The 20853-nt window shown below is 67.6% G+C and carries 13 protein-coding genes; 9 read left to right on the forward strand and 4 right to left on the reverse strand.

Annotation, left to right across the window (positions count from 1 at the left end; genetic code table 11):
• Positions 1-227: 227 nt before the first annotated feature.
• Positions 228-3374 (forward strand): serine/threonine-protein kinase, encoded by a 3147-nt coding sequence (locus QHF84_RS03240; protein WP_281311671.1) that lies wholly within the window; start codon positions 228-230, stop codon positions 3372-3374.
• 8 nt (positions 3375-3382) lie between these two features.
• On the opposite strand, the gene QHF84_RS03245 is transcribed toward QHF84_RS03240, so the two are convergent.
• Positions 3383-6547 (reverse strand): PAS domain-containing protein, encoded by a 3165-nt coding sequence (locus QHF84_RS03245; protein ID WP_281311672.1) that lies wholly within the window; start codon positions 6545-6547, stop codon positions 3383-3385.
• Between the two features lie 203 nt (positions 6548-6750).
• Here QHF84_RS03245 and QHF84_RS03250 point away from each other — a divergent pair, with 203 nt between their 5' ends.
• Entirely contained in the window at positions 6751-9186 is a 2436-nt protein-coding gene (locus QHF84_RS03250; protein WP_281311673.1) for an ATP-binding protein, read from the forward strand.
• A gap of 162 nt (positions 9187-9348) precedes the next feature.
• The gene (locus QHF84_RS03255; RefSeq protein ID WP_281311674.1) at positions 9349-10299 is read left to right on the forward strand and encodes a hypothetical protein; all 951 of its coding nucleotides are present in this window, start codon (positions 9349-9351) and stop codon (positions 10297-10299) included.
• Positions 10300-10313: 14 nt separating this feature from the next.
• On the opposite strand, the gene QHF84_RS03260 is transcribed toward QHF84_RS03255, so the two are convergent.
• Together QHF84_RS03260 and QHF84_RS03265 are read right to left on the reverse strand one after the other, a co-directional pair.
• Entirely contained in the window at positions 10314-11381 is a 1068-nt protein-coding gene (locus QHF84_RS03260; RefSeq protein WP_281311675.1) for a glycoside hydrolase family 5 protein, read from the reverse strand.
• Positions 11378-12157, reverse strand: coding sequence for a cellulose binding domain-containing protein (locus QHF84_RS03265; RefSeq protein WP_281311676.1), 780 nt, complete (start codon positions 12155-12157; stop codon positions 11378-11380). The genes QHF84_RS03260 and QHF84_RS03265 overlap by 4 nt, the downstream gene beginning before the upstream one ends.
• A gap of 184 nt (positions 12158-12341) precedes the next feature.
• Between QHF84_RS03265 and QHF84_RS03270 the strand changes: the two genes are divergently transcribed.
• From QHF84_RS03270 to QHF84_RS03295, 6 genes are read left to right on the forward strand one after another with little or no spacing between them, the layout of a single operon-like run.
• Complete coding sequence (locus QHF84_RS03270) at positions 12342-14018, forward strand: ABC transporter substrate-binding protein (RefSeq protein ID WP_281311677.1); 1677 nt, start codon at positions 12342-12344, stop codon at positions 14016-14018.
• A gap of 27 nt (positions 14019-14045) precedes the next feature.
• Entirely contained in the window at positions 14046-15023 is a 978-nt protein-coding gene (locus QHF84_RS03275; protein ID WP_281311678.1) for an ABC transporter permease, read from the forward strand.
• 19 nt (positions 15024-15042) lie between these two features.
• A complete protein-coding gene (locus QHF84_RS03280; RefSeq protein WP_281311679.1) occupies positions 15043-15942 on the forward strand; it encodes an ABC transporter permease in 900 nt (299 codons plus the stop codon).
• Positions 15935-16900 (forward strand): ABC transporter ATP-binding protein, encoded by a 966-nt coding sequence (locus QHF84_RS03285; protein ID WP_281311680.1) that lies wholly within the window; start codon positions 15935-15937, stop codon positions 16898-16900. The genes QHF84_RS03280 and QHF84_RS03285 overlap by 8 nt, the downstream gene beginning before the upstream one ends.
• Positions 16897-17904: an ABC transporter ATP-binding protein gene (locus tag QHF84_RS03290; protein ID WP_281311681.1), complete on the forward strand. Its 1008-nt coding sequence runs from the start codon at positions 16897-16899 to the stop codon at positions 17902-17904. Before QHF84_RS03285 ends, QHF84_RS03290 begins: the two co-directional genes overlap by 4 nt.
• A 15-nt stretch (positions 17905-17919) precedes the next feature.
• A complete protein-coding gene (locus tag QHF84_RS03295; RefSeq protein ID WP_281311682.1) occupies positions 17920-19290 on the forward strand; it encodes a GH1 family beta-glucosidase in 1371 nt (456 codons plus the stop codon).
• 361 nt (positions 19291-19651) lie between these two features.
• Here the strand turns inward: QHF84_RS03295 and QHF84_RS03300 are convergent, their stop codons facing one another.
• Positions 19652-20851 carry a glycoside hydrolase family 5 protein gene (locus QHF84_RS03300; protein WP_281311683.1) on the reverse strand — a complete coding sequence of 400 codons (1200 nt, stop codon included), beginning with the start codon at positions 20849-20851 and terminating at the stop codon, positions 19652-19654.
• Positions 20852-20853: the final 2 nt, after the last annotated feature.

The following is a 20853-nucleotide window of genomic DNA, read 5'->3' on the forward strand; positions in this document are numbered from 1 at the left end:
GGGCCTGCTACCGGGCGCTCCGGCGCTTACCCGGACGGGACTCTCACCCGCTGGAGACGTGCAGCGGGAGATCGGTCCGCGAGCCGGCGTCCCGGCTGCTTGATCGATCTCTTCACGACGCACCATGTGCGCACATGGTAGCATCACGGGAGCCGCTCCGGCCAAGATGCGCCCGGCGGGCGCCCTTGCCCGCAGGGGACGCGCACGATAACGTGCTCTGTCTTCGCATGGATTGTCCGGGTGAAAACACGCTGAACGCTCTGCTCGGCGGCCACCTCGCTCCCGAGATGGCCGCGCGGACCGAGCACCACGTGGACGAATGCCCCGCGTGCCAGGAGCTCGTCGCCGTGGTCGGACAGACCATGGGCTCGTCCCAGGAGAGCGGCGCGACGCCGGAGATGCTCGCGCGTCCCCGGGAAGAGGCGACGACGGAGAAAGACGACGCGCGAGGCCCCAGCGCCGAGGCGCCGCTCCAGCCGGGAAGCGCCGTCCACCGCTACGTCGTGCTCTCCCGGGTGGGCGCCGGCGGTATGGGCGTGGTGTATGCTGCGTACGACCCGGAGCTGAACCGACGCGTCGCATTGAAGGTGCTCCGCGCCGAGGGCGGAGGCGAAGGGAGCGAGCAGGCCCGTGCGCGTCTGCTCTCCGAGGCGCAGACGCTGGCCCGCCTCGCCCATCCGAACGTGGTCTCGATCCACGACGTGGGGGTGACCGCCGGAGACGTCTTCCTCGTGATGGAGTTCGTCGAGGGGCCGACGCTCGCCGCGTGGCTCGCCGAGCGCCGTCGCCCCTTGCACGAGATGCTCCCGGTGTTCCTCCAGGCAGGCCGCGGGCTCGCCGCCGCGCACGCGATGGGGATCGTGCACCGCGACTTCAAGCCCGCGAACGTGGTGGTCGGGCGCGACGGCCGGGTCCGGGTGCTCGATTTCGGCCTCGCGCGGGAAGGGCTTTCCCGGGGCACGAAAGCTTCGAGCCCGGATGCAGAGGCGGCGACGGTGCAGACCGTCGTCGCCGGCACGCCCGCCTACATGGCGCCCGAGCAACACCAGGGCCGACGCGCCGACGCGCGCGCGGATCAATTCAGCTTTTGCGTCGCCCTCCACGAGGCGCTCCACGGCGTACGCCCCTTCCGCGGCGATACGCCGGCTGAGATCCTCGATTCCATCCTGCGAGGAGACATCCACGCCCCGCACGCAGCCAATGTCCCGGCCTGGCTGAACGAGGCCCTCCGGCGTGGTCTTTCCGCGAAACCCGAGGCACGGTACGCCTCGCTCGGGGATCTGCTCGCGATCCTCGAACGGGATCGGCGCGCGCTGCGCCGGCGGATAGCGATGTGGGTCGTCCCCCTGCTCGCGGCGGTCGTCGCGGGCGGGGTGGTTCGTGCGTCGATGGGGCCTTCGGCGGAGCCGCCTTGTCGCGGGGCGTCGCGGCGGCTCGAAGGCGTGTGGGACGCCTCCGGGCGTGCCGCGGTCCGCGAGGCGTTTCTCGCGACCAAGCTGCCTTATGCGGCGGGCGCCTTCGACCAGGTCGCGGCGCACCTCGACCGGCGCGCGACGGAATGGGCGGACGCGCATACCCAGGCGTGCGAGGCGACGCGAGTGCGCGGCGAGCAGACGGAAGAGCAGCTCGGCCGGCGCATGGTATGCCTCGAGCGGCGGCTCGCCGACCTCGGCGCGCTCACCCAGGCGCTCTCGCAGGCCGACGCCGCCGTGGTCGACGAGAGCGCGCATGCGGTCTCGGAGCTCGCGCCCGTCAGCGATTGCGAAAACCTGGAGTCGCTCTCGTCGATGGATCCGCGTCCGGAGGGTACGGCCGCGCAGGAGGAGATCACCCGGGTCACGGGTGATCTCTCCCGCGTGCGCGCGGAGCTCGCGGTCGGTCGTTACGAGGACGGGCTCTCGCGGGTCGATCCCTTGGTCGAGCGTGCCGCCGGAACACGTTATGGGCCGCTCGAAGCGGAGGCGCTTTACCTGCGCGCGCGCTTTCGAGACCTCCTCGGCAAGGATCGCGAAGCCGAGGGGGACTACCACGCGGCGGCCCACGCGGCGATTTCGAGCCACCACGACGAAATCGTGGCGAGCGCCTGGGTCGATCTGTTCGGCATTCTGGCCTTCGACGCGCGCCGGACCGACGAAGCCGCGCGTATCCTGGAATATGCGCGGGCGGCGCTTCGAAGGCGCGGGGCCAATCCGGAGCTCCTCGCGCGGCTGTCGGTGCGGATCTGCAATCGAGGCAATACGCTCGCCGATGCGCCGCAGATCGAAACGGATTGCAGGCGCGCCATCGAGCAGGTCGAGCGCTTCGCGCCCCACGATCCCGAGCTCCTCTCGGCCTCGCTGCAAGGGCTCGGCAGCGCGCAGCGCAATCAGGGCAAGCTCGTCGATGCCCGCGCGTCCGTCGATCGAGCGTTCGCCACCCTGTCGAATACGCTGGGCAAAGATCACCCGTCGGCGCTGCGCGCGCGCCGGGCGCTCGTCCTGGTCCACCAGGAGAGCGGCGCGCTGGCGGAGGCCGAGGCCGAGAGCCGATCCATCGTCGAAATCAGCGAGCAAAGCTTGCCGCCCGAGCACCCGGTGCGCCTGATGGCGCTCTTCGATCTGGCCAAGGTCCTCACGGTCCGGGGCAACCACGCCGCGGCGCTGCCCATCTTCCAGCAGGCCTACGAGGGAGAGCGCCGCAAACGCGGCGAGGACTCCGAGCAAGCGGCGACCTGCCTCGAAGCCATGGGGCGTGCCCTGCACATGCTGGGGCGCACACAGGAGGCGCTCGACCATTACCGCCGCGCGCTCGCGATACGTGAAAAAATCCTCGGCACGGATCACGCCGTCGTCGCGAGCACGCTGGTCTTCATTGCCATCGTGCGTCACGACCAAGGGGACCACGAGGAGGCGCTTTCGCTCCTGCGCCGCGCGCTCGAGATTCGTGAGAAGGCGCTCGGGCCGGAGCATCCGCTCGTCGCGAACACACTCGATACGCTCGCCAGGATCTACGGCGCGGTCGGTCGCCTGGACGCAGCCGAGCCGCTCGTCGAGCGCTCCCTCGCCATCCGCGAGGCGCGGCTCGGCAAGGAGCACCCTTCGCTCGCGGACGCGCTCGTCCCGCTCGCGGACATCCACATCGACCGTCACGCGCCGAAACGAGCCATTCCGCTGCTCGAACGCGCGATCGCCTTGCTCCTGCGTCACCCGGGCGATCCGACGAGGCTGGCGGACGCGCGGTATTCGCTCGCGCATGCGCTCGTGGCGGCCGGCGAGGACCGGCAGCGCGCGGTCGTGCTCGCGGACGAGGCGCGGGCAGGATACCTCGCGTCCGGGCCGAGGGCGGAGGCCGCCGCCGCGGACGTCGAGGCATGGGTGGCTCGTCTTCGGCGGTGATCGAATCCCTACGGACCCCGCTCCGCCAAAAGCTTCATCAGCGCGGTATTGTCCACCGGTTTGACCAGGTGGTGGTCGAACCCCGCCTCGCGTGATTGCCGACGATCCTCGGCTTGCCCCCAGCCCGTCATGGCGATGAGCCAAATGGCGCGCCCCCACGGCAACTCGCGCAGCCTCCGGCAGACCTGGTAGCCGTTCATCCGCGGCATTCCGATGTCGAGCAGCATCACGGTAGGCTTGAACGACTCGGCGATCCGGAGCGCTTGCTCGCCGTCGTAGGCGGTCCTCACTTCACTGCCCATGATCTCCAGCAGCGCGGCGAGGCTATCGGCATTGTCGACATTGTCGTCCACCACGAGCACGCGATGCTTCACCACGAGCGCAGGCGCGGCGTCCTCGTGCGGCTCGCTGTCCTGCGGCACGGAGACGATCGGGAGCTCGACCCGAAACTCGCTCCCGCCATTCGCCCCGTCGCTCCGCGCCGACACCTTGCCGCCGTGCAGCTCCACCAGCCCTTTCACGAGCGACAAACCAATGCCGAGCCCCCCCTGCGCCCGCTCGAGCGCAGGCGCCGCCTGCGCGAACATGTCGAACACCTTCGGCAGCATGTCGCTCGTGATGCCGATGCCGTTGTCCTTGACCGACACGACCACGGCCGCCCCTCGACGCTCGACGGAGAGCGCAATCTTGCCCTCCTCGGGCGTGTATTTCGCCGCATTGTTGAGCAGGTTCGAGAAGATCTGGGCGAGCCGCACGGGATCCCCGTCGACGCAGAGCGAGCCCGCCGGAAGGCTCACCGTGAGCTGGTGCCGCCCGGCTTCGATCACCGGGCGGCTCGTCTCGACGGCGACATCGATGACGGAGGCCAGCGCGACCCGCTCTCTCCTCAGCTCGAGCTTGCCGCGGGAGATACGCGAGACGTCCAGCAAGTCTTCGAGCAATCGGGCCATGTGCTGGACCTGCCGGTCGATCACGTTGCGGCACCACACGAGCTTCGGCTCCTGCGGACCTCTCGCCTTCAGGAGCTGCACCGCGTTCCGGATCGGGGCGAGCGGATTGCGCAGCTCGTGGGCGAGCGTCGCAATGAACGTGTCTTTTCGTCGATCGGCCTCGCGGAGCTGCTCGATGAGCCGCAGCCGTTCGTCCGCGACGGCGACGTACTGCGTGATGGTCTCGAGAAACTCCACCTCGTCCTGCGCGAATGCGCGTTTGCTGCGGCTGCCGAACGACAACGTGCCGACGAGCCGTCCACCAACGATGAGCGGATTGCAAACGTACGCCTGAACGCCGAGCGCGCGAATGGACTCCGCCGCTGCATCGGTCGAGCTCTGCACATCGCTCAGAACGATGGACTCCGAGCGCTCCGCGACCACGCCGCCAATCGACGCCCCGAAGTCGATCGACGCGGCGGCTTCGGGCGGGATTCCCTCGCTCGACACGAGGCGCAGGCGCGGAGAAGCGGGCTCGACCACGCAATTTTCGTAAAGGTCGAGCCCGAGGTCGACGCGGATCTTCTCGAAAAGCGCGCGGACCATGGCATTCAGGTCGTGAACGGTCATCAAGATGCGGGCCGCCTCCCAGAGGAGCTGGAGCCGCCGCGTGCGCCGTTCGAGGTTGGCTTCCGTGAGCTTGCGATCGGTGATGTCCAGGAATGCCGCGATGCTCCCCCGAATTTCGTGCGCGGCGTCGTAGAGCGGCGACGCATACCCGAAGATGTGCTTTCGGCGCCCGTCCTCGAAGACGATGTCGTACTCTTCGCCGTCGAGGAGCTGGCCCAGCGCGGCGCGCTGCATGGGCAGATCCATGATCCCGAGCTCGCGCCCCTCGTGCAGGACCTTGTGGGGCGTGGGACGCTCCTCGGGCTCCGCCAGCAAGGAAATGTTCGTCCGCACCCTCGCGCCGATGAGCTCCTCGGCAGCACGATTGCCGGTGATGCGAAGGCAATCCGGATCATGCGCCATGAAAATCGCGATGGGGACGAGGTCGAGCACCGTCTGCAGCTCGCCCGCTCTCGCCTCGAGCTCCGCATTGAGCCGCCGAACGTGCTCCCGTGCTTCCACCTGATCGGTGATGTCGACGGACATCCCGGCGAGCAATATGCGGCCATGGCTGTCGTGTATCGGGAACTTGTACGAGAGGTAATGTGCAGGCCGCCCCGCCACCGTCACCGTCTCCTCGAGACGGGTCACGGCGCCGCTGCTGAGCACGCCTCGATCATTCTCGCCCACGCGTGCGGCCTCCTCCGGCGAGAAGAGGTCCGCGTCCGTACCTCCGATCCATTGCGCGAGAGGGCGGTCGAACCTCCGTTCGAGGTAGGCGTTCACCCAGACGTACCGCCCCTCGGCATCCTTGATGTATGCCGAGGCGGGGCAATTGCCCATGAATTGCTGGAAGCGCTCCTCGCTCTCCCGGAGCTGGTTCTCGACCCGCTTCTGGGCCGTGATGTCGAGGGATACGGCGCCGATCCCGCGTACATCGCCGCGGCAATCGCGGATCGGATAATAGTTCATGACCCAGTGGCGCGCCTCGTCCGGAGCGAAGTCCGGCCCGCTGACCTCCACACCACGAATGGCCTCCCCGGTATCGCGCACGCGCCGGAGCAGCGGCTCGACCCGCTCGGCCCACGTGGGCCGCAGCTCGCCGAGGGTCTTGCCGACGTGGTCGTCGATGGCCCTCCCTTCGAGCGCAGCCTCCTCATTGAGCGATACGATCCGCAGCTCACGATCGAATGCGACGATGGCAACCGGCGCGTGCGTGATCAGCGCATCGAGCTGTGCGAGGAGCTCCTCGCGCTCCTGCTCGAGCCGCTTGCGGTCGGGGAGGTCCACATGTTCTGGGTCGTCGGTTCCGATTTCCTCCTTTCGCCGGAGAAACACGAATACGCCGTCACCATCCTTCAGCCCCGTGAGGGTGAACGAAGGCAGGTCGAAGCTGCACGGCTCGCCGGAGCGGTTCGTGGTTTCGAGCGCGGCGTAGAGCCCGTTCTCCCGGAACGCCGGGACCTCTCGGCCCATCGTCTTGCCGACGAGGTCGCTTCGCGATAACGCCCGAGACGCCGCGGCATTCAGGTACGACCATTCGAAATCGCTGGGCGCGCCGGTCTCGTCGCGCACCGCGCGGAGCCGCATGACGCCGTCCGGGTGACAATCGAAGAGAGTGGGATCGAACGGCATGGCGTCGGGCGGTTCTAGCCCACCGCGCCAGAGGCGAGAAGGGTCGTCGTCGAAGATCACGAAGGTGACTCCCCTCTCCCCGCGCACGACGTCAGGGTTTGGCCGGCCGCACAGGCTGGCCTCTCGCCAAATCGCTGGCTCGTTCGTTGCAACGGTGAAACGCGAGCTGTGCCGCGCGCGCCTGCCGCTGGTGACGGAGACCGATGAGCACGCAAGATTCCAAAGGAGCACCCCGCGGGCCGAGCCTGTCGGGGCTCTTGCGGGACCTGGAGCCGGAGATCCTGGCGAAATGGGAGCAGGCGGTCCGAAAGCTCCCCGTCGCTCGTTCCCTCGCGCGCCCGGTCTTGATGGACCACGTGCCCCAGCTCCTCCAGCACATCGCCGCAATGATCGACGCGATGGCGGCGGGTCAGCCTCCCGAACCGCCGAAGGAGACGGCCGAGATCCACGCCCGCGATCGCCTGGAAGCCGGCTTCGATCTCGGCGAGGTCGTCGCCGAATACGCCGCGCTCCGGGCCGCGATCACGAAGCATTTCTTGCAAAAGGAGCTCCTGGCCGAGCAGCCGGAGGCCCTGATGGTCCTGAATGGCGCGCTCGACATGGCCATCGCGGCCTCTGTCGATCGTTTTACCCGCGCGAGCCGGCGCACCCTCGAGGCCCTCGATCGAATCTCGACCGCTTCCCTCGAAGCTCGGAACCTGGACGAGCTTTTGCAGCGGCTCCTCGGCGTATTCCTCGACGCGACCGCTTCCGTCGAGACCGCCGTGATCCTCCTGCGCGAGGACGACGTCTTGCGCGTTCGCGCCGCCGTGGGTCTCGAGGAGGAGGTCTCGCAAGGTTTCTCGCTGAGGATCGGCGAGGGATTCGCGGGGACCATCGCTGCCGAGCAGCGCCCGATGTTCCTCCGGAATGCCTCGGAGGACCCGCTCGTCAAGAGCCCGCTCCTCCGCGCGAAGGGCGTGAAGGCCCTTTATGGCGTCCCTCTCGTCGATGGCGCTCGTGTCCTCGGCGTCGCGCACATGGGCTCCCGGACCACCTCCGAATTCTCCGAACAGGACAAACACCTCTTCGGCGCCCTCGCCGGTCGCGCCACGACCGCGATTTCTCAATGCATGCTCCGTGAAAAGCTGGAGGTGGAGCGCGCGCGCCTCGCGGCCGTCGTCGAGCAGATGCCCGCCGGCGTCCTCCTCGCCGAGGCGCCCTCCGGCAAGTTGGTCATGGGAAATCGGCAAGTGGCCGAGATCTGGCGCCGCCCGTTCGAGCCGTCGAAGACCATCGAGGAGTATCGGACCTGGCGGGGTTTCCATCTCGTGAATGGTCGACCGCTGAGGCCGCAGGAGTGGGCGATCGCGCGGGCGCTCCTGAATGGCGAGACGGTGCGGCAAGAGGTGAGGATCCTGCGCGGCGACGGCACCTATGGCTTCATCCTGAATACGAGCGCGCCCATTCGTGACTCCGCGGGGCGCATCGTCGCGGCCGTCGCGGCGCTCGTGGACATCACGGACCGCAAGCGCGCCGAGGAGGAGCGCGAGCGGCTCATCGCCGAGATCGATTTCGAGCGCATTCGATATCTGGACCTCATCAACAATCTCGATCACGTCGTCGTGTGGGAGGCGGATCCCAATTCTCTCGCTTTCTCCTTCGTGAGCAGCCGCGCGGCCACGGCGACGGGCTTCACCGCCGAGGAATGGAAACGTTCGCCGAAGTTCTGGGCCGCGCACGTCCCGCCGGAGGATCTCGACGCGCTCCTGTCCCATTTTCGTCGATGCCAGGACGAGGAGAGCCCCGCCCCCTTCGACCACCGCTTCCTCCGGCGCGACGGCCAGGTATCCTGGTTGCGCACGGGCGTCCATCTCTTGCGGTCCGGGCACAAAGCCCAGCTCGTCGGCGTGAGCATGGATGTCACCGAGTTGAAGGCTGCCGTCGGGGCGAGAGACCAGGTCCTGGCCATCGTATCGCACGACCTGCGAAATCCCCTCGCCAGCATCATGGGCGCGGCGCAATTTTTGACCTTACGAGCGGCCTCCGACGAAGCGTATACGTCGTTTCGCAAGCCGGCGGACATCGTCTCGCGCGCGGCGCAGCAGATGGCGCGCATGATATCCGACATCATGGATGTATCGAGCATCGAGACAGGGCACATCACCGTCGTGCCGGCGCCCGAAGAGCCGTGCCGGCTCGCGAGCGAAGCGATGGCCGGATTTCAAGATCGAGCGCGCGAGAAGGGGGTATCGCTCCGGAGCGAAATCGCGTGCGAGCTCCCGCGGGTCCATTGCGACCGCGACCGTGTGATGCAGATCTTCGGAAACCTCCTCAGCAACGCCATCCAGGTCACCGACCCGGGCGGATCGATCGTCCTGCAGGCCGAGGCGCGCGGCAAGGAAGTCGCCTTCTCGGTCTCGGACACGGGCCGAGGGATCCCGGCGAATGAAATCGGTCATCTCTTTCAGCCTTACTGGCGAAGCACCCGATCGGGATACAAGGGAAGTGGACTCGGACTCGCGATCGTCCAGGGCTTCGTCGCCGCGCACGGCGGAAAGGTCTGGGTCGAGAGTGCGGTCGGCAAAGGGACCACGTTCTTTTTCACGCTCCCCGTCGAGGGCGCGGAGCCGCGCGAGGGGTTGTCCCGGGCCGCCTGAATTGGTAACGCAATCGACCACGCGAGCGTGGTCCAATTCGTTACCAGCGACGCAGACCATGGCCGAAATCGTGCGTGCGACGATCTCCGCTATGGTTTTTCCGCGGTCCTGGTTATCCTCCGAAGGGCCTACCGGGCTCTCTCCTCACAAAGGAGGCTTCGAATGTCGACCCTCACCCAACGTGTGCTTTGCATCCTGCTCGCGGCCCCCTTGCTCGTGTTTGCCGTGCCCTCGTGCAGTGACGGGACCAGCTCCTCGGGTTCTGGCGGGGCGGGCTCGGGGACGGGAGGCATGGGCGGCGCGGGCGGCGCGGGGGGAGGTTCGAGCTCGTCGAGCGGCGGTAGCGGCGGCACCGGCGGCACCGGCGGCACGCCGACGCCCGTCGCTTGCCTCAACCAGTTCTACGAGTGCGGCGACGGCGACGACAACGACGGCGACGGACGCATCGATTCGAACGATCCCGACTGCCTCGGCGCATGCGACAACACCGAGGGCAGCTACTTCGGCGGCATCCCTGGCTCGGTGGGCCAGGCGTGTATCGTCGACTGCTACTTCGACGCCGATTCGGGCGCCGGCAACGACGGCTGCTACTGGAACCACAACTGCGACCCGCTCGCCGTCGCGCCGAACTTCTATCCGGAGAAGTACGAGCAGCAGCAGTGCAAGTACGACACGCAAGCCATGACGCCCGGGACGCCCCTCGGCTGTACCGAGCTCTCGCAAGGCCAGTCCCAGGAGTGCTACGACTACTGCAAGCCGCTCGTGCCGAACGGCTGCGATTGTTTCGGCTGCTGCGAGCTACCCGCAGGCAGCAAGAAGTACGTCTGGCTCGGCTCCGAGAACCCGAACGGTAGCGGGAGCTGCACCCTCGACGTGCTCTCCGATCCGGACAAGTGCCAGCCCTGCACGCCGGTCCCCGGCTGCAACAACGATTGTGATGTCTGCGAGCTCTGCGTCGGCAAAAACGAGCTTCCGCCCGAGTGCATGATGATGGATGGTGGCACGACCGGGCAATGCGAAGCCGGTGTCCAGCCCTGCGGCCTGAAAGGGCAAGACCCCTGCCCCGTCAATAGTTATTGCGTCACCGGCTGCTGCCAGGAGATTCCGAAGTAGCCCGCCTACGAACGTCACTCGTCCTGCATACGCGCCCGGACGAACACGCCGTGCCCCTTCAGGTACGTGCTCGTCCACCCGCCCGTGACGGGGGCGTTGGGTGCGAGAATGCAGCTCGAATCCTGCCCGCAATTGTCGAGCTTCCAGGCGGTCCAGCCGATTCCGTGCGTGTTCATCCACTCGTGCCAGAGGCGAGCGGCGTCGAGGCATACCTGCCCGTCGGTCCCCCCGTCGGCGTGCGTGGCCCCCCACTCCGTCACGAGCATGGGCAGCCCTTTGGCGCGGGCCCCGTCGGCCTTGCCGCGCAAGAAATCCGTGTGGGTACACGCATAGAAATGCAACGTGTAAAGGAGGTTCGTCCCGGCCACCGGTGACTCCGCGGCGCGGTCCACGTCCTGCGACCAGTTCGGCGTGCCGAGCACGATCACGTTGTCCGGATCCTTCGCGCGGATCGCCGCGATCACGGCCTCGTGATACGGCTTCAGCGTGCCCTGCCAATCGAGATCCAAGGGCTCGTTGAACGGCTCGTAGATCACGTTGGGGTTGTCGCCGTATTTCGTGGCCATCTCGCTGAAGAACTGCACGGCCTGATCCTTGTGCTGGTGCGCATTGTGATCGTGCCAGTCGATGATCACGTACACGCCCGCAGCGATCGCATTGTCGACGATCTGCTCCACCTGGCTCCGCGCCTTGTCGGGGTTCGTCAGGTACGCCCCGTCCGGCTCGACGCCCATCGCGGCGCGGATCACGGTCGCGCGCCAGTTGTTTCGCATCCAGCGCAAGGCCTCGAGGTTCTGCGCGAACCCCTCGTTCTCCCAATTCAGCCACATGCTGCTCGGGCCCTTGAGCTGCATGCGCTCGCCGTGTTCGTCGCGGAGCTCCGTGCCGACCACCTCGAGCTGCCCATGAAGCTCGACCGGCGTGGGGCCCATGTCCCCTGCGCCGACATCGTCGTCCGAGCCCGTGTCCCGGGGATCGATGGTCACCGGCGGGTTCTGGCTCTGGGCGCTCCCGGGATCACACCCCCCGGCGCCCATGCCAATGAGCCCGCACGCGACGAGGACACACGCGTATCGACTCACGGCTCCACCCCCCAGACGAGCGAGCCATTGTGGTAGAGTGTGACCTTGTCCCAATCGGTGAACGCTGTTTTCGTCGGGTCGAACGAGTAATCGTTCGTCTCGTCGTACGCCGCGTAATCCATCTTGTTGTATCGAGCCTGGATCTCTCCGCTCTGCTGACCCGGCGCGAGGACGTCGGCGCCGCTGAACGATACCTCCAGGTAATGGTCGGCGTTCGCGCCCGAGGTCGTCAGGAACGCGCCCGACACCTTGCCACAGCCGACGAACGCATAGTCGCAGTGGAACACCTCGGTCTGCGAGCCGTTCGGCTCCAGCGTGTAGTAATATCGAATCTGGAGCTCGGCGAGCGGCACGGAGACATCGCTGCCGTTCACGATGTTGAAATGCGGCTTGATCTCGGCATTCGTCGCGTTGGTATCCGATGCCTTGTACTGAACGTGCAAACCGGTCGGCGGCGCGCCGCCCGCGCCCGAGGAGCTGGAGCTGCTCGAGCTGCTCGAGCTCGAGGAACTGCTCGCGCTGGAGCTCGAACTGCTCGCGCTGGAGCTCGAGCTGCTCGAGCTCGAAGAACTGCTCGCGCTGGAGCTCGAACTGCTCGCGCCGCCCGCGCCGCCCGGTCCGCCGCCGCCCGCGCCGCCAGGACCTGCGCCGCCGGCTCCGGGCGTGAGGCCGCTCCGGTCCGGCTCGACTCCATAAGCACAGGCCGCGAGCAGCGCGGCGACCGAGACGAGGATCCCCTTCCTGGCGGACGACACAACGAAGCCTCTCGTTCGCATGATGAACTCCCTTCCCCCGTCCCGAGAGAACACGCGCCGGCGGGACCGAGGCATCGCCAATGCCATATCATGGTCGGCTGAAAAGATCGACGACACGAGCCGCGTCGAAGCGACCTTGACGCTCGGCGAAAAATGCGGGTAGCGTCGAGGAGAAACGAATTCGATGGCCTTGGAAGATTCCTCGATGACACGAATGCGATGGCCTCGCCGGCGTTTTTTGGCCGCGACGCTCCTCGCCCCGCTCGCGAGCGCGTGCTCCGGGCGGCGCGGCGCGCGGCGTGATCCCGGCGGTGTCCTCACGGTGTCGACCGAGCAGCAGGCCTCCTGGGTACGCAACTTCAATCCCTTGCTCGCGCCGGGCAACATCCGCTGGCCCACGCGGGCGGGAATCTACGAGCCCCTTTTCATCTACGACACCATCAACGGAAAACTCGTCCCGTGGCTGTCGACCGGCGCCACCTGGAGCCCCGACAAACGAACGCTCCATTGTACCCTCCGCCCCGGCGTGACCTGGTCCGACGGTGAGCCCTTCACCGCCGACGACGTCGTCTTCACCTTCGAGATCCTCAGTCGCCACAAGGCGCTCGATCTCTGCGGCGTCTGGTCCTTCCTCGACGACGTGAAGGCGCGCGGCCCGGACGTGGTGGTGTTCTCCCTGAAAAAACAATACGTCCCGGGGCTCGTCTACCTCGGCCACCAGCCCATCGTGCCGCGGCACGTGTGGCGGGACGTGAAAGACCCGGTCACGTTCACGAACGAGCGCCCCGTGGCCACCGGGCCCTTCACCGAAATCACGGTCTTTCAGAATCAGGTCTACGAGCTCGGCCGAAACCCGCGGTACTGGCAGCCGGGCAAACCTGCTCTCCGGGGGCTCCGCTTCCCCGCGTATCCCGGCAACGATCAGGCGACGCTCGCGCTGCTCCACGGCGAGGTCGACTGGGCCGGCAACTTCGTGCCCGACGTCGAGCGGATCTTCGTCGCGAAGGATCCGGCCCACCACCATTACTGGTTCCCGCTCGTGGGCGGCACCGTCATGCTCTATCCCAACGCCGCGCGCGCCCCGCTCTCGGACGAACGCGTGCGCAAGGCGATCAGCATGTCGATCGATCGCGCCCTGCTCGTGAAGGTCGCGATGTACGGTTATACCCGCCCCGCGGACGCGACCGGCCTCCACGACGGATACGCGCGTTTTCGCAGCGCCGAGGCCGCCGCGGCCGGCGACTGGATCACGCACGACATCGACCGCGCCGGACGACTGCTCGACGAGGCCGGTTATCCGCGCGGCGCGGATGGCCTTCGCGCTTCGGCCGACGGCGCGCCGCTCACGCTCGACGTCCACGTGGTCACGGGCTGGTCCGACTGGATCCGCGCCGCGCAGATCATCGCCCAGGGCTTGCGCGCGCTCGGCGTCACCTCGGCCGCACGCGCGTACGACTTCAGCGCCTTCTTCGAGAAGCTCCAGAAAGGCGCGTTCGACCTCTCACTCGGCTGGTCCTCGGACGAGCCAACGCCGTATCATTTTTATCGTGATCTGATGGGCACGGCGACCCTGCGGCCCCTCGGCGATCCTGCCGCGCGCAACTGGCACCGGTTCGGCAGCGAGGAGGCCGACGCCCTGCTCGCGGAATTCGAGGGGGCTTCCGACGAGCGCGACGAGATGCGCCTCTCGCACGCGCTCGAGCGCCTGTTCGCCGCGCGTGCGCCCGTGATCCCGCTCTTCCCGAACCCGGCCTGGGCCGCGTTCAACACCCGCCATTTCGAGGGTTTTCCGAGCGCGCAGGATCCGTACGCCAAACCCTCCCCTTACAGCGCGCCGGAGTGCTTGCTCGTCCTCACGCGGCTCACGCCGCGGGGCGCGTGAGGCGAAAGGTTCACGAGGAAACGGCACGTGCGATACCTCCTGCGACAGCTCGGCCTGTACATCCTCGCGGCCTGGGCCTCGCTCACCCTCAATTTCATCGTCCCGCGCCTCGCGCCCGGTGATCCGGCCTCCGCGATGTTCGCGCGTTACAAAGGACAGCTCCAGCCCGAGGCGCTCGCGGCGCTGCGCGAGGCGTTCGGCTTCACGGGCGGCCCCTTGCACGAGCAATACGCGGCCTACCTCGCGCACCTCTTCCGCGGCGACCTCGGCGTATCCGTCGCGTATTTCCCGGCCAAGGTCACGGACGTCCTCGCCATGGGGCTCGGCTGGACGGCGCTGCTCACGGGCTCCTCCGTGGTCGTCGCGTTCGCCCTCGGATCGCTGCTCGGCGTGATCGCGGCGTGGCGCCGCGGCGGCGCGTTCGACACGACGCTGCCGCCGCTCCTCGTGTTCCTCGGCGCGTTTCCTTATTTCTGGCTCGCGATGATGCTGCTTTACGGCTTCGGCTTCACGCTCGACGTGCTGCCGCTGCGCCACGCGTATGCCGACACGCTCGCGCCCTCGCTGAGCTTCTCGTTCGTCGCGAGCGTCGCCGAGCACCTCCTCTTGCCGGCGACCTCGATCGTCCTCGCGAGCGTGGGCGGCTGGATGCTCTCCATGCGCAGCTCGATGATCGGCGTCCTCGCCGAGGATTACGTCACGATGGCGCACGCGAAGGGCCTGTCGCCGCTCCGGATCATGTTCCATTATGCGGCGCGAAACGCGCTCCTGCCGAACGTCACCGGCTTTGGCATGGCGCTCGGGTTCGTCCTCGGCGGCTCGTTGCTCACCGAGATCGTCTTTTCGTACCCGGGCCAAGGGTATCTCCTCGTGCAGGCGGTTCGTAGCCAGGACTATCCGCTGATGCAGGGCATCTTCCTGACGATCACCATGGCCGTGCTCGCCGCGAACTTCCTCGTGGACGTGCTTTACGTATGGCTCGACCCGCGGACGCGCGGGCGCTGAGGGCTCGGGGGCGCATCCGATGGGCAGCACGAAGATCCCTCGAAAAGCCGCCGTGGGCCTCGCCATCCTCGGGGTGTTTTTCCTGATGGCGCTCGTCGGGCCCCTCGTCGCTCCGTACGACCCCTCGGCGTTCGTCGACATCCCGCTGCAGCCGCCCTCGCGCGCGCACCTGCTCGGGACCACGGGGCAAGGGCAAGACGTTTGGTCTCAAACGATCGCAGGCGCGAGGGCCTCACTGCTCGTCGGCTTCGTGGCTGGACTCGCGATGACCACGATCGGCGCGACCGTCGGGGCGATTGCGGGCACGTTCGGCGGCCTCGTCGACGACGTGCTCTCGCTGCTCACGAACGTCTCGCTCGTCATTCCGGGTTTGCCCCTGGCCGTGGTGCTCGCGGCATATCTGCCCGCGGGCACGAGGGCGCTGCTCGTCGTGCTCGTCGCGACGGGCTGGGCCTGGAACGCGCGGGTGATCCGCGCGCAGGTGCTCTCGCTCCGCAACAAGGATTTCGTCGCCGCCGCGATCGTCACGGGCGAGAGCAGGCTGCACATCGTCTTTCGCGAGATCCTGCCCAACATGACGTCGGTCCTCGCGTCGTGCTTCATCAGCGCGACGGTGTACGCGATCGGCGCGCAGGTCGGCCTCGAGTTTCTCGGGCTCGGCGACATGAGCGTCGTCACGTGGGGGACGAACCTCTACTGGGCCAGCAACGACGCCGCGCTGCTCACGGGCGCGTGGTGGACGCTCGTCCCGACGGGCCTCTCCGTCGCGCTCGTGGGCACGGCGCTCGTCCTCGTGAGCTTCTCCCTCGACGAGATCACGAACCCGCGCCTGCGCGCCGTGAGCGACTGGACACGCGCCCTCGCCGCGCGTGGCATCCGACCCGGCGCATCGACGCCGGTCGTGAGGGACCATGGGTAGCGCGCCCCTCCTTGCGGTCGAGGAGCTCGTCGTCGCGTACCAGACGCCGTCGGGCCCCGTGCGCGCCGTCGACCGCGTGTCGTTCGTCCTCGAGCGCGGCGAAGTCCTCGGCCTCGTGGGCGAGTCGGGCAGCGGCAAATCGACCGTCGCGCAGGCGCTCGCGCGTATCCTCGCGCCGCCCGCGATGATCACGGGCGGCCGCGTGCTCTTCGAGGGCCACGATGTCCTCGCCATGAACGAGGACGAGCTGCGTCGCTTCCGCTGGCGCAAGATGTCCTTCGTCCTCCAGAGCGCCATGAACGCGCTCTCGCCCGTCCTGACGATCGGCGATCAGATCATCGACGTCCTCGTCACGCACGAACGGACGAGCAAGCGCGTCGCGCGCGAGCGGGCCGCTCACCTGCTCGAGCTCGTCGGCATCGATCCCACGCGGCTCGCGAGTCATCCACACGAGCTTTCGGGCGGCATGCGTCAACGTGTTGGCATCGCCCTCGCGCTCGCCCTCCATCCGCCGCTCGTCGTCATGGACGAACCGACGACGGCGCTCGACGTGGTGGTCCAGCACGAGGTGCTCTCGAAGATCGCCGAGCTGAAGGAGAAGCTCGGTTTGTCCGTGCTCTTCATCACGCACGACATGTCGATCGTGTCGCAGTTCGCGACGCGCATCGGCGTGCTCTACGCGGGCCGCCTCGTGGAGACGGCGCCCACGCGCGAGCTCTTCCGCGCGCCGCGGCATCCCTACACGAAAGGCCTGCTCGGCTCGTTCGTCTCGATCCACGGCCCGCGCCGGAAGCTCGTCGGCATCCCCGGCTCTCCCCCCGATCTGCGTCGTCTGCCCGCAGGCTGCGCCTTCCGCGCGCGTTGCGGCGAGGCCGCCGCGCAGTGCGCGACGGAAGCGCCCGTGCTGCGCGTGATCGCCGAGGACCACCACACCGCTTGCCACGTCGTGTCCCCATGAGCGTGCCCGATCGAACGCCCCCGCTCCTCGAAGCGCAGCACCTCGGCAAGCTCTACCGGGTCGGAGGATGGCTGCGCCCGAAACACCTCCGGGCCTTGCACGACGCGTCCTTCACGCTCGGCCATCGCGAGATCCTCGCGCTCGTCGGCGAGTCGGGCAGCGGAAAGAGCACCATCGCGCGGCTCTGCGTGCGCCTCGAAGCGCCGACGAGCGGGCGCATCCTGCTCGACGGCCGCGACGTCCAAGGCGAAGCGCGAGGCCACGCGACGCTCGCCTATCGCCGCCGCGTGCAGATGATCTTCCAGGACCCCTTCGGCTCGCTGAACCCCGCGCGCACGATCGGAAAACACCTCGAACGCCCGCTGCTCCTGCATGGCAAAACCAAAACGAGCGCCGATCTCACCACGCGCGTCCACGCCTTGCTCGACACCGTGGGCCTCGTCCCCGCGCCCGAGGTGGCCGCGAAATACCCGCAAGAGCTCTCCGGCGGGCAACGTCAACGCGTCGCCATCGCACGCGCCCTCGCCGTGGAGCCGGATCTCATCCTCGCGGACGAACCCGTGAGCATGCTCGACGTCTCGATCCGCGCCGACATCCTCAACCTGATGCTCGACCTCAAAGAGAAGCGCGGCATCTCGTTCCTGTACATCACGCACGACCTCGCGAGCGCGCGGTACGTCGCAGACCGGATGATGGTGATGTACGCCGGTCACATCGTGGAATCGGGGCCGAGCGAGGCGCTCCTGCAAAAACCATTGCACCCGTACACGAAGCTCCTGCTCTCGGCGATCCCCGACCTCGAAGGCTCGTTCGCCCGCGGCCTGCCCGCGCGATCCGGCGCGCCCGCGCTCGTCGATCCGCCGCCGGGATGCCCCTTCGCCGCGCGTTGCCCCGATGTCGCCGACGTTTGTCGGCGCGAGACCCCGCGCCCCGTCTCCCACGACGAGGGCCGCGTCGTCCGCTGTCATCTGTACCCCGAGCCCCCTCGGACCCGAAGCGAGTAAACCCAGCGAGGCACCATGTCCAAGTACGTTTTTCCCGACAATTTCGTGTGGGGTACGGCCACGAGCTCGTACCAGATCGAGGGCGCAGCGACCGAAGACGGCCGCGGCGAGTCCATCTGGGACCGGTTCTCGAAGACCCCGGGCAAGGTGAACGACGGCACGAACGGCGACGTCGCCTGCGACCATTACCATCGCTACCGCGACGACATCGCGCTCATGAAGGACCTCGGCGTGCGCGCCTATCGCTTCTCGGTGGCATGGCCACGCGTGCTGCCGAAGGGCCGCGGCGAGGTGAACGCAGCCGGCCTCGACTTCTACGATCGAATCGTCGACACGCTGCTCGCAGCGGGCATCGAGCCGTTCGTCACGCTCTACCACTGGGATCTCCCGCAAGCACTGCAAGACGAGGGCGGATGGACGAACCGCGCCACCGCCGAGGCGTTCGTCACATACGCCGACGTGCTGAGCCGGCGCCTCGGCGATCGCGTGAAGAAGTGGATCACGCACAACGAGCCCTGGTGCGCGTCGCTGCTCAGCCACCAGATCGGCCTGCACGCGCCAGGAATCCGCGATTACCGCGCCGCGCTCTCCGTGAGCCACCACCTGCTGCTCTCGCACGGTCTCGCCGTGCCGGTCCTGCGCAAGAACAGCCCCGGCGCCGAGGTAGGCATCACGCTGAACCTGACGCCCACGGTGCCCGCGTCGCGGAGCGCCGCCGATCTCGACGCCGCAAGGCACCACGACGGCTATTTCAATCGCTGGTTCCTCGATCCGCTCTTCGGCCGCCACTACCCCGCCGACATGGTCGCCGACTACATCAAGGCCGGGCACCTGCCCCCCGAAGGTTTCACGGACGTGCGCCCAGGCGACCTGGAGATCATCGCCACCCCCTGCGATTTCCTCGGTGTCAACTACTATAACCGCACCGTCATGCGCAGCGACAAGGTGCCCGAGGAGCAAAACCTCCCGCGCACCGAGCACCTCGCACCACGCGAGGAGTGGACCGAGATGGGATGGGAGGTCTACCCGGACGGGTTGCGCCAAATCCTGACGCGCGTGCACCTCGAATACGGGCCAGCCAAGCTCTACGTGACGGAAAACGGGGCAAGTTATTCCGACGCCCCCGACGCCGAGGGTCGCGTGCGAGACGAGCGGCGCACCCGCTTCCTGCGCGACCACTTCATCGCCGCACGCCGCGCAATCGACGCAGGCGCGCCCCTCGCAGGGTACTTCGTGTGGTCCTTGCTCGACAACTTCGAATGGGAGCGCGGCTACACGCAGCGCTTCGGCATCGTGTGGGTCGACTACGAGACGCAGAAGCGCATCCCGAAGGACAGCGCGCTCTGGTACCGCAGGGTCATCGCGGCAAACGGCGTGGAGGATTGATCGCCATGGCGTAGCGCCGGGGTTTCACCCCGGACCCCGACCAGGGGCTGTCCGCCCCTGGACCCGGACCAGCGCAAGCGCTGGACTCGGGGTCGATGAACTGCGCAATGCGCAGTTCATCGAACGGGCCAGGGCGAGACCAGCGACGAGGTTGCCAGTCAAGACCGCAGCGCTGACGTGTCTGCTCGAGGTGGGGCAGCGCTGCTGTCTCTGCCGGCGCGGCCGCTTGTGGTCTTGCCACGGGCCCGTCGGAAAAACCGCGCATCGCGCGGTTTTTCCGCCTTCGGTCCAGGCCGTGCCTGGTCCGGGGTGCAGGGGGCGGACAGCCCCCTGCTGGGGTGCGGGGCAAAGCCCCGCGGCATCAGGGATTCTGCAGCGCTGATTTGACGATCTGCCCGGGCGCGCTTGGATCGCCGTTCCAGTTGTTGATGAGCGCGGGGAAATTGCAACCGCCTGGGTACCAGGCCCAGCCGGTCCAGGACATGCCGCGCTGCTTTGCGTAGTCGAGGAGCTGGCTCGTGTAGTTCGTCGAGCAGTCGAAGCTCCCGAACTCGGTGATGAATATCGGATCGGTCGCTGCGAGGAAGCCGAATTTCTGCTCCCACGTCCCCGGCTGCTTGCTCTCGAAATCGTACGGGTGGGTGACGTACACGATGTTCGTCCCCTGGATGCGGTTCTGCGTCACGCCCGAGAGATCGAAGGCCCAGTCGAGGCCACCGATGAGCACGAGGTTTTGCGCGCCCGTGGCTCGGACCGTGTCGTAGAGCTGTTGCATGCCTACGGCCTGGAAGCCCTCGCCGCTGTCGCCGCCGCTCCGCCACACCTGCCAGGATACGTCCCGCGGCTCGTTGTAAAGCTCGAACAGCACCCCGCCGTCGTTTTTGTATTTTTCGGCCACGGATTGCCAGAACTTCACCGAGTTCTGATCGGCCATCCGCTGCTGCTTCGTGTCCCAGTTGTTCATGTCCCCGCGATCCGACCAGTGCAGATCGAGGATGACGTCGAGCCCGGCCTGGTGCGCCCACTGGATCGCTTGATCGATGTTCTGCTGGTATTGCCCGTCGTAACGGACGTGCCCGGGCAGCCAGAAGCCTTGGTTCAGGGACAGACGCGTGACGTTTGCGCCCCAGCCCTTGATCTTCTGGAAATCGGCGAGGGAGACGTTCTCGCCCTGGGGCGTCCATTCGTGCGAGGGCCGCGCGAGCCCGCGGAATACGTGAACGTTCCCGTTCTCGTCGTAGATCTTGTTCCCTTGCACGTAATACCCGCCCGGGGGTACGGGCGGCGCGCCGCCGCTGCCGCCCGTGCCCGAGCTCGACGAGCTGCCGGAGCTATTGGAGCTGCTCGATCCGGGCCCGCTCGATGATCCCGACGCGCCCGCGCCGCCGCTGCCGCCCACGCCGGGCGTGGAGCCGCCCATGCCCATGGTGGACTGGGCGCCGCCCTCGCCGCCCTGAGCGCCCGTGAGGTTCGACGTCTCGCCGACGTCGCAGCCGATCGCACCGAGCGAGATCCCGAAGAGCGACAAACCGAGGAACAACAGGCCGCGTCGTGATTGCATGG

Source organism: Polyangium sp. y55x31 (genome assembly GCF_029946505.1).
In the GTDB taxonomy this organism is placed as follows: domain Bacteria; phylum Myxococcota_A; class Polyangia; order Polyangiales; family Polyangiaceae; genus Polyangium.

Coding starts and splice junctions, on each gene's coding strand:
- QHF84_RS03240 (WP_281311671.1), top strand. CDS start 228: ATGGATTGTCCGGGTGAAAACACGCTGAACGCTCTGCTCGGCGGCCAC.
- QHF84_RS03245 (WP_281311672.1), bottom strand. CDS start 6,547: ATGCCGTTCGATCCCACTCTCTTCGATTGTCACCCGGACGGCGTCATG.
- QHF84_RS03250 (WP_281311673.1), top strand. CDS start 6,751: ATGAGCACGCAAGATTCCAAAGGAGCACCCCGCGGGCCGAGCCTGTCG.
- QHF84_RS03255 (WP_281311674.1), top strand. CDS start 9,349: ATGTCGACCCTCACCCAACGTGTGCTTTGCATCCTGCTCGCGGCCCCC.
- QHF84_RS03265 (WP_281311676.1), bottom strand. CDS start 12,157: ATGCGAACGAGAGGCTTCGTTGTGTCGTCCGCCAGGAAGGGGATCCTC.
- QHF84_RS03270 (WP_281311677.1), top strand. CDS start 12,342: ATGACACGAATGCGATGGCCTCGCCGGCGTTTTTTGGCCGCGACGCTC.
- QHF84_RS03280 (WP_281311679.1), top strand. CDS start 15,043: ATGGGCAGCACGAAGATCCCTCGAAAAGCCGCCGTGGGCCTCGCCATC.
- QHF84_RS03285 (WP_281311680.1), top strand. CDS start 15,935: ATGGGTAGCGCGCCCCTCCTTGCGGTCGAGGAGCTCGTCGTCGCGTAC.
- QHF84_RS03290 (WP_281311681.1), top strand. CDS start 16,897: ATGAGCGTGCCCGATCGAACGCCCCCGCTCCTCGAAGCGCAGCACCTC.
- QHF84_RS03295 (WP_281311682.1), top strand. CDS start 17,920: ATGTCCAAGTACGTTTTTCCCGACAATTTCGTGTGGGGTACGGCCACG.
- QHF84_RS03300 (WP_281311683.1), bottom strand. CDS start 20,851: ATGCAATCACGACGCGGCCTGTTGTTCCTCGGTTTGTCGCTCTTCGGG.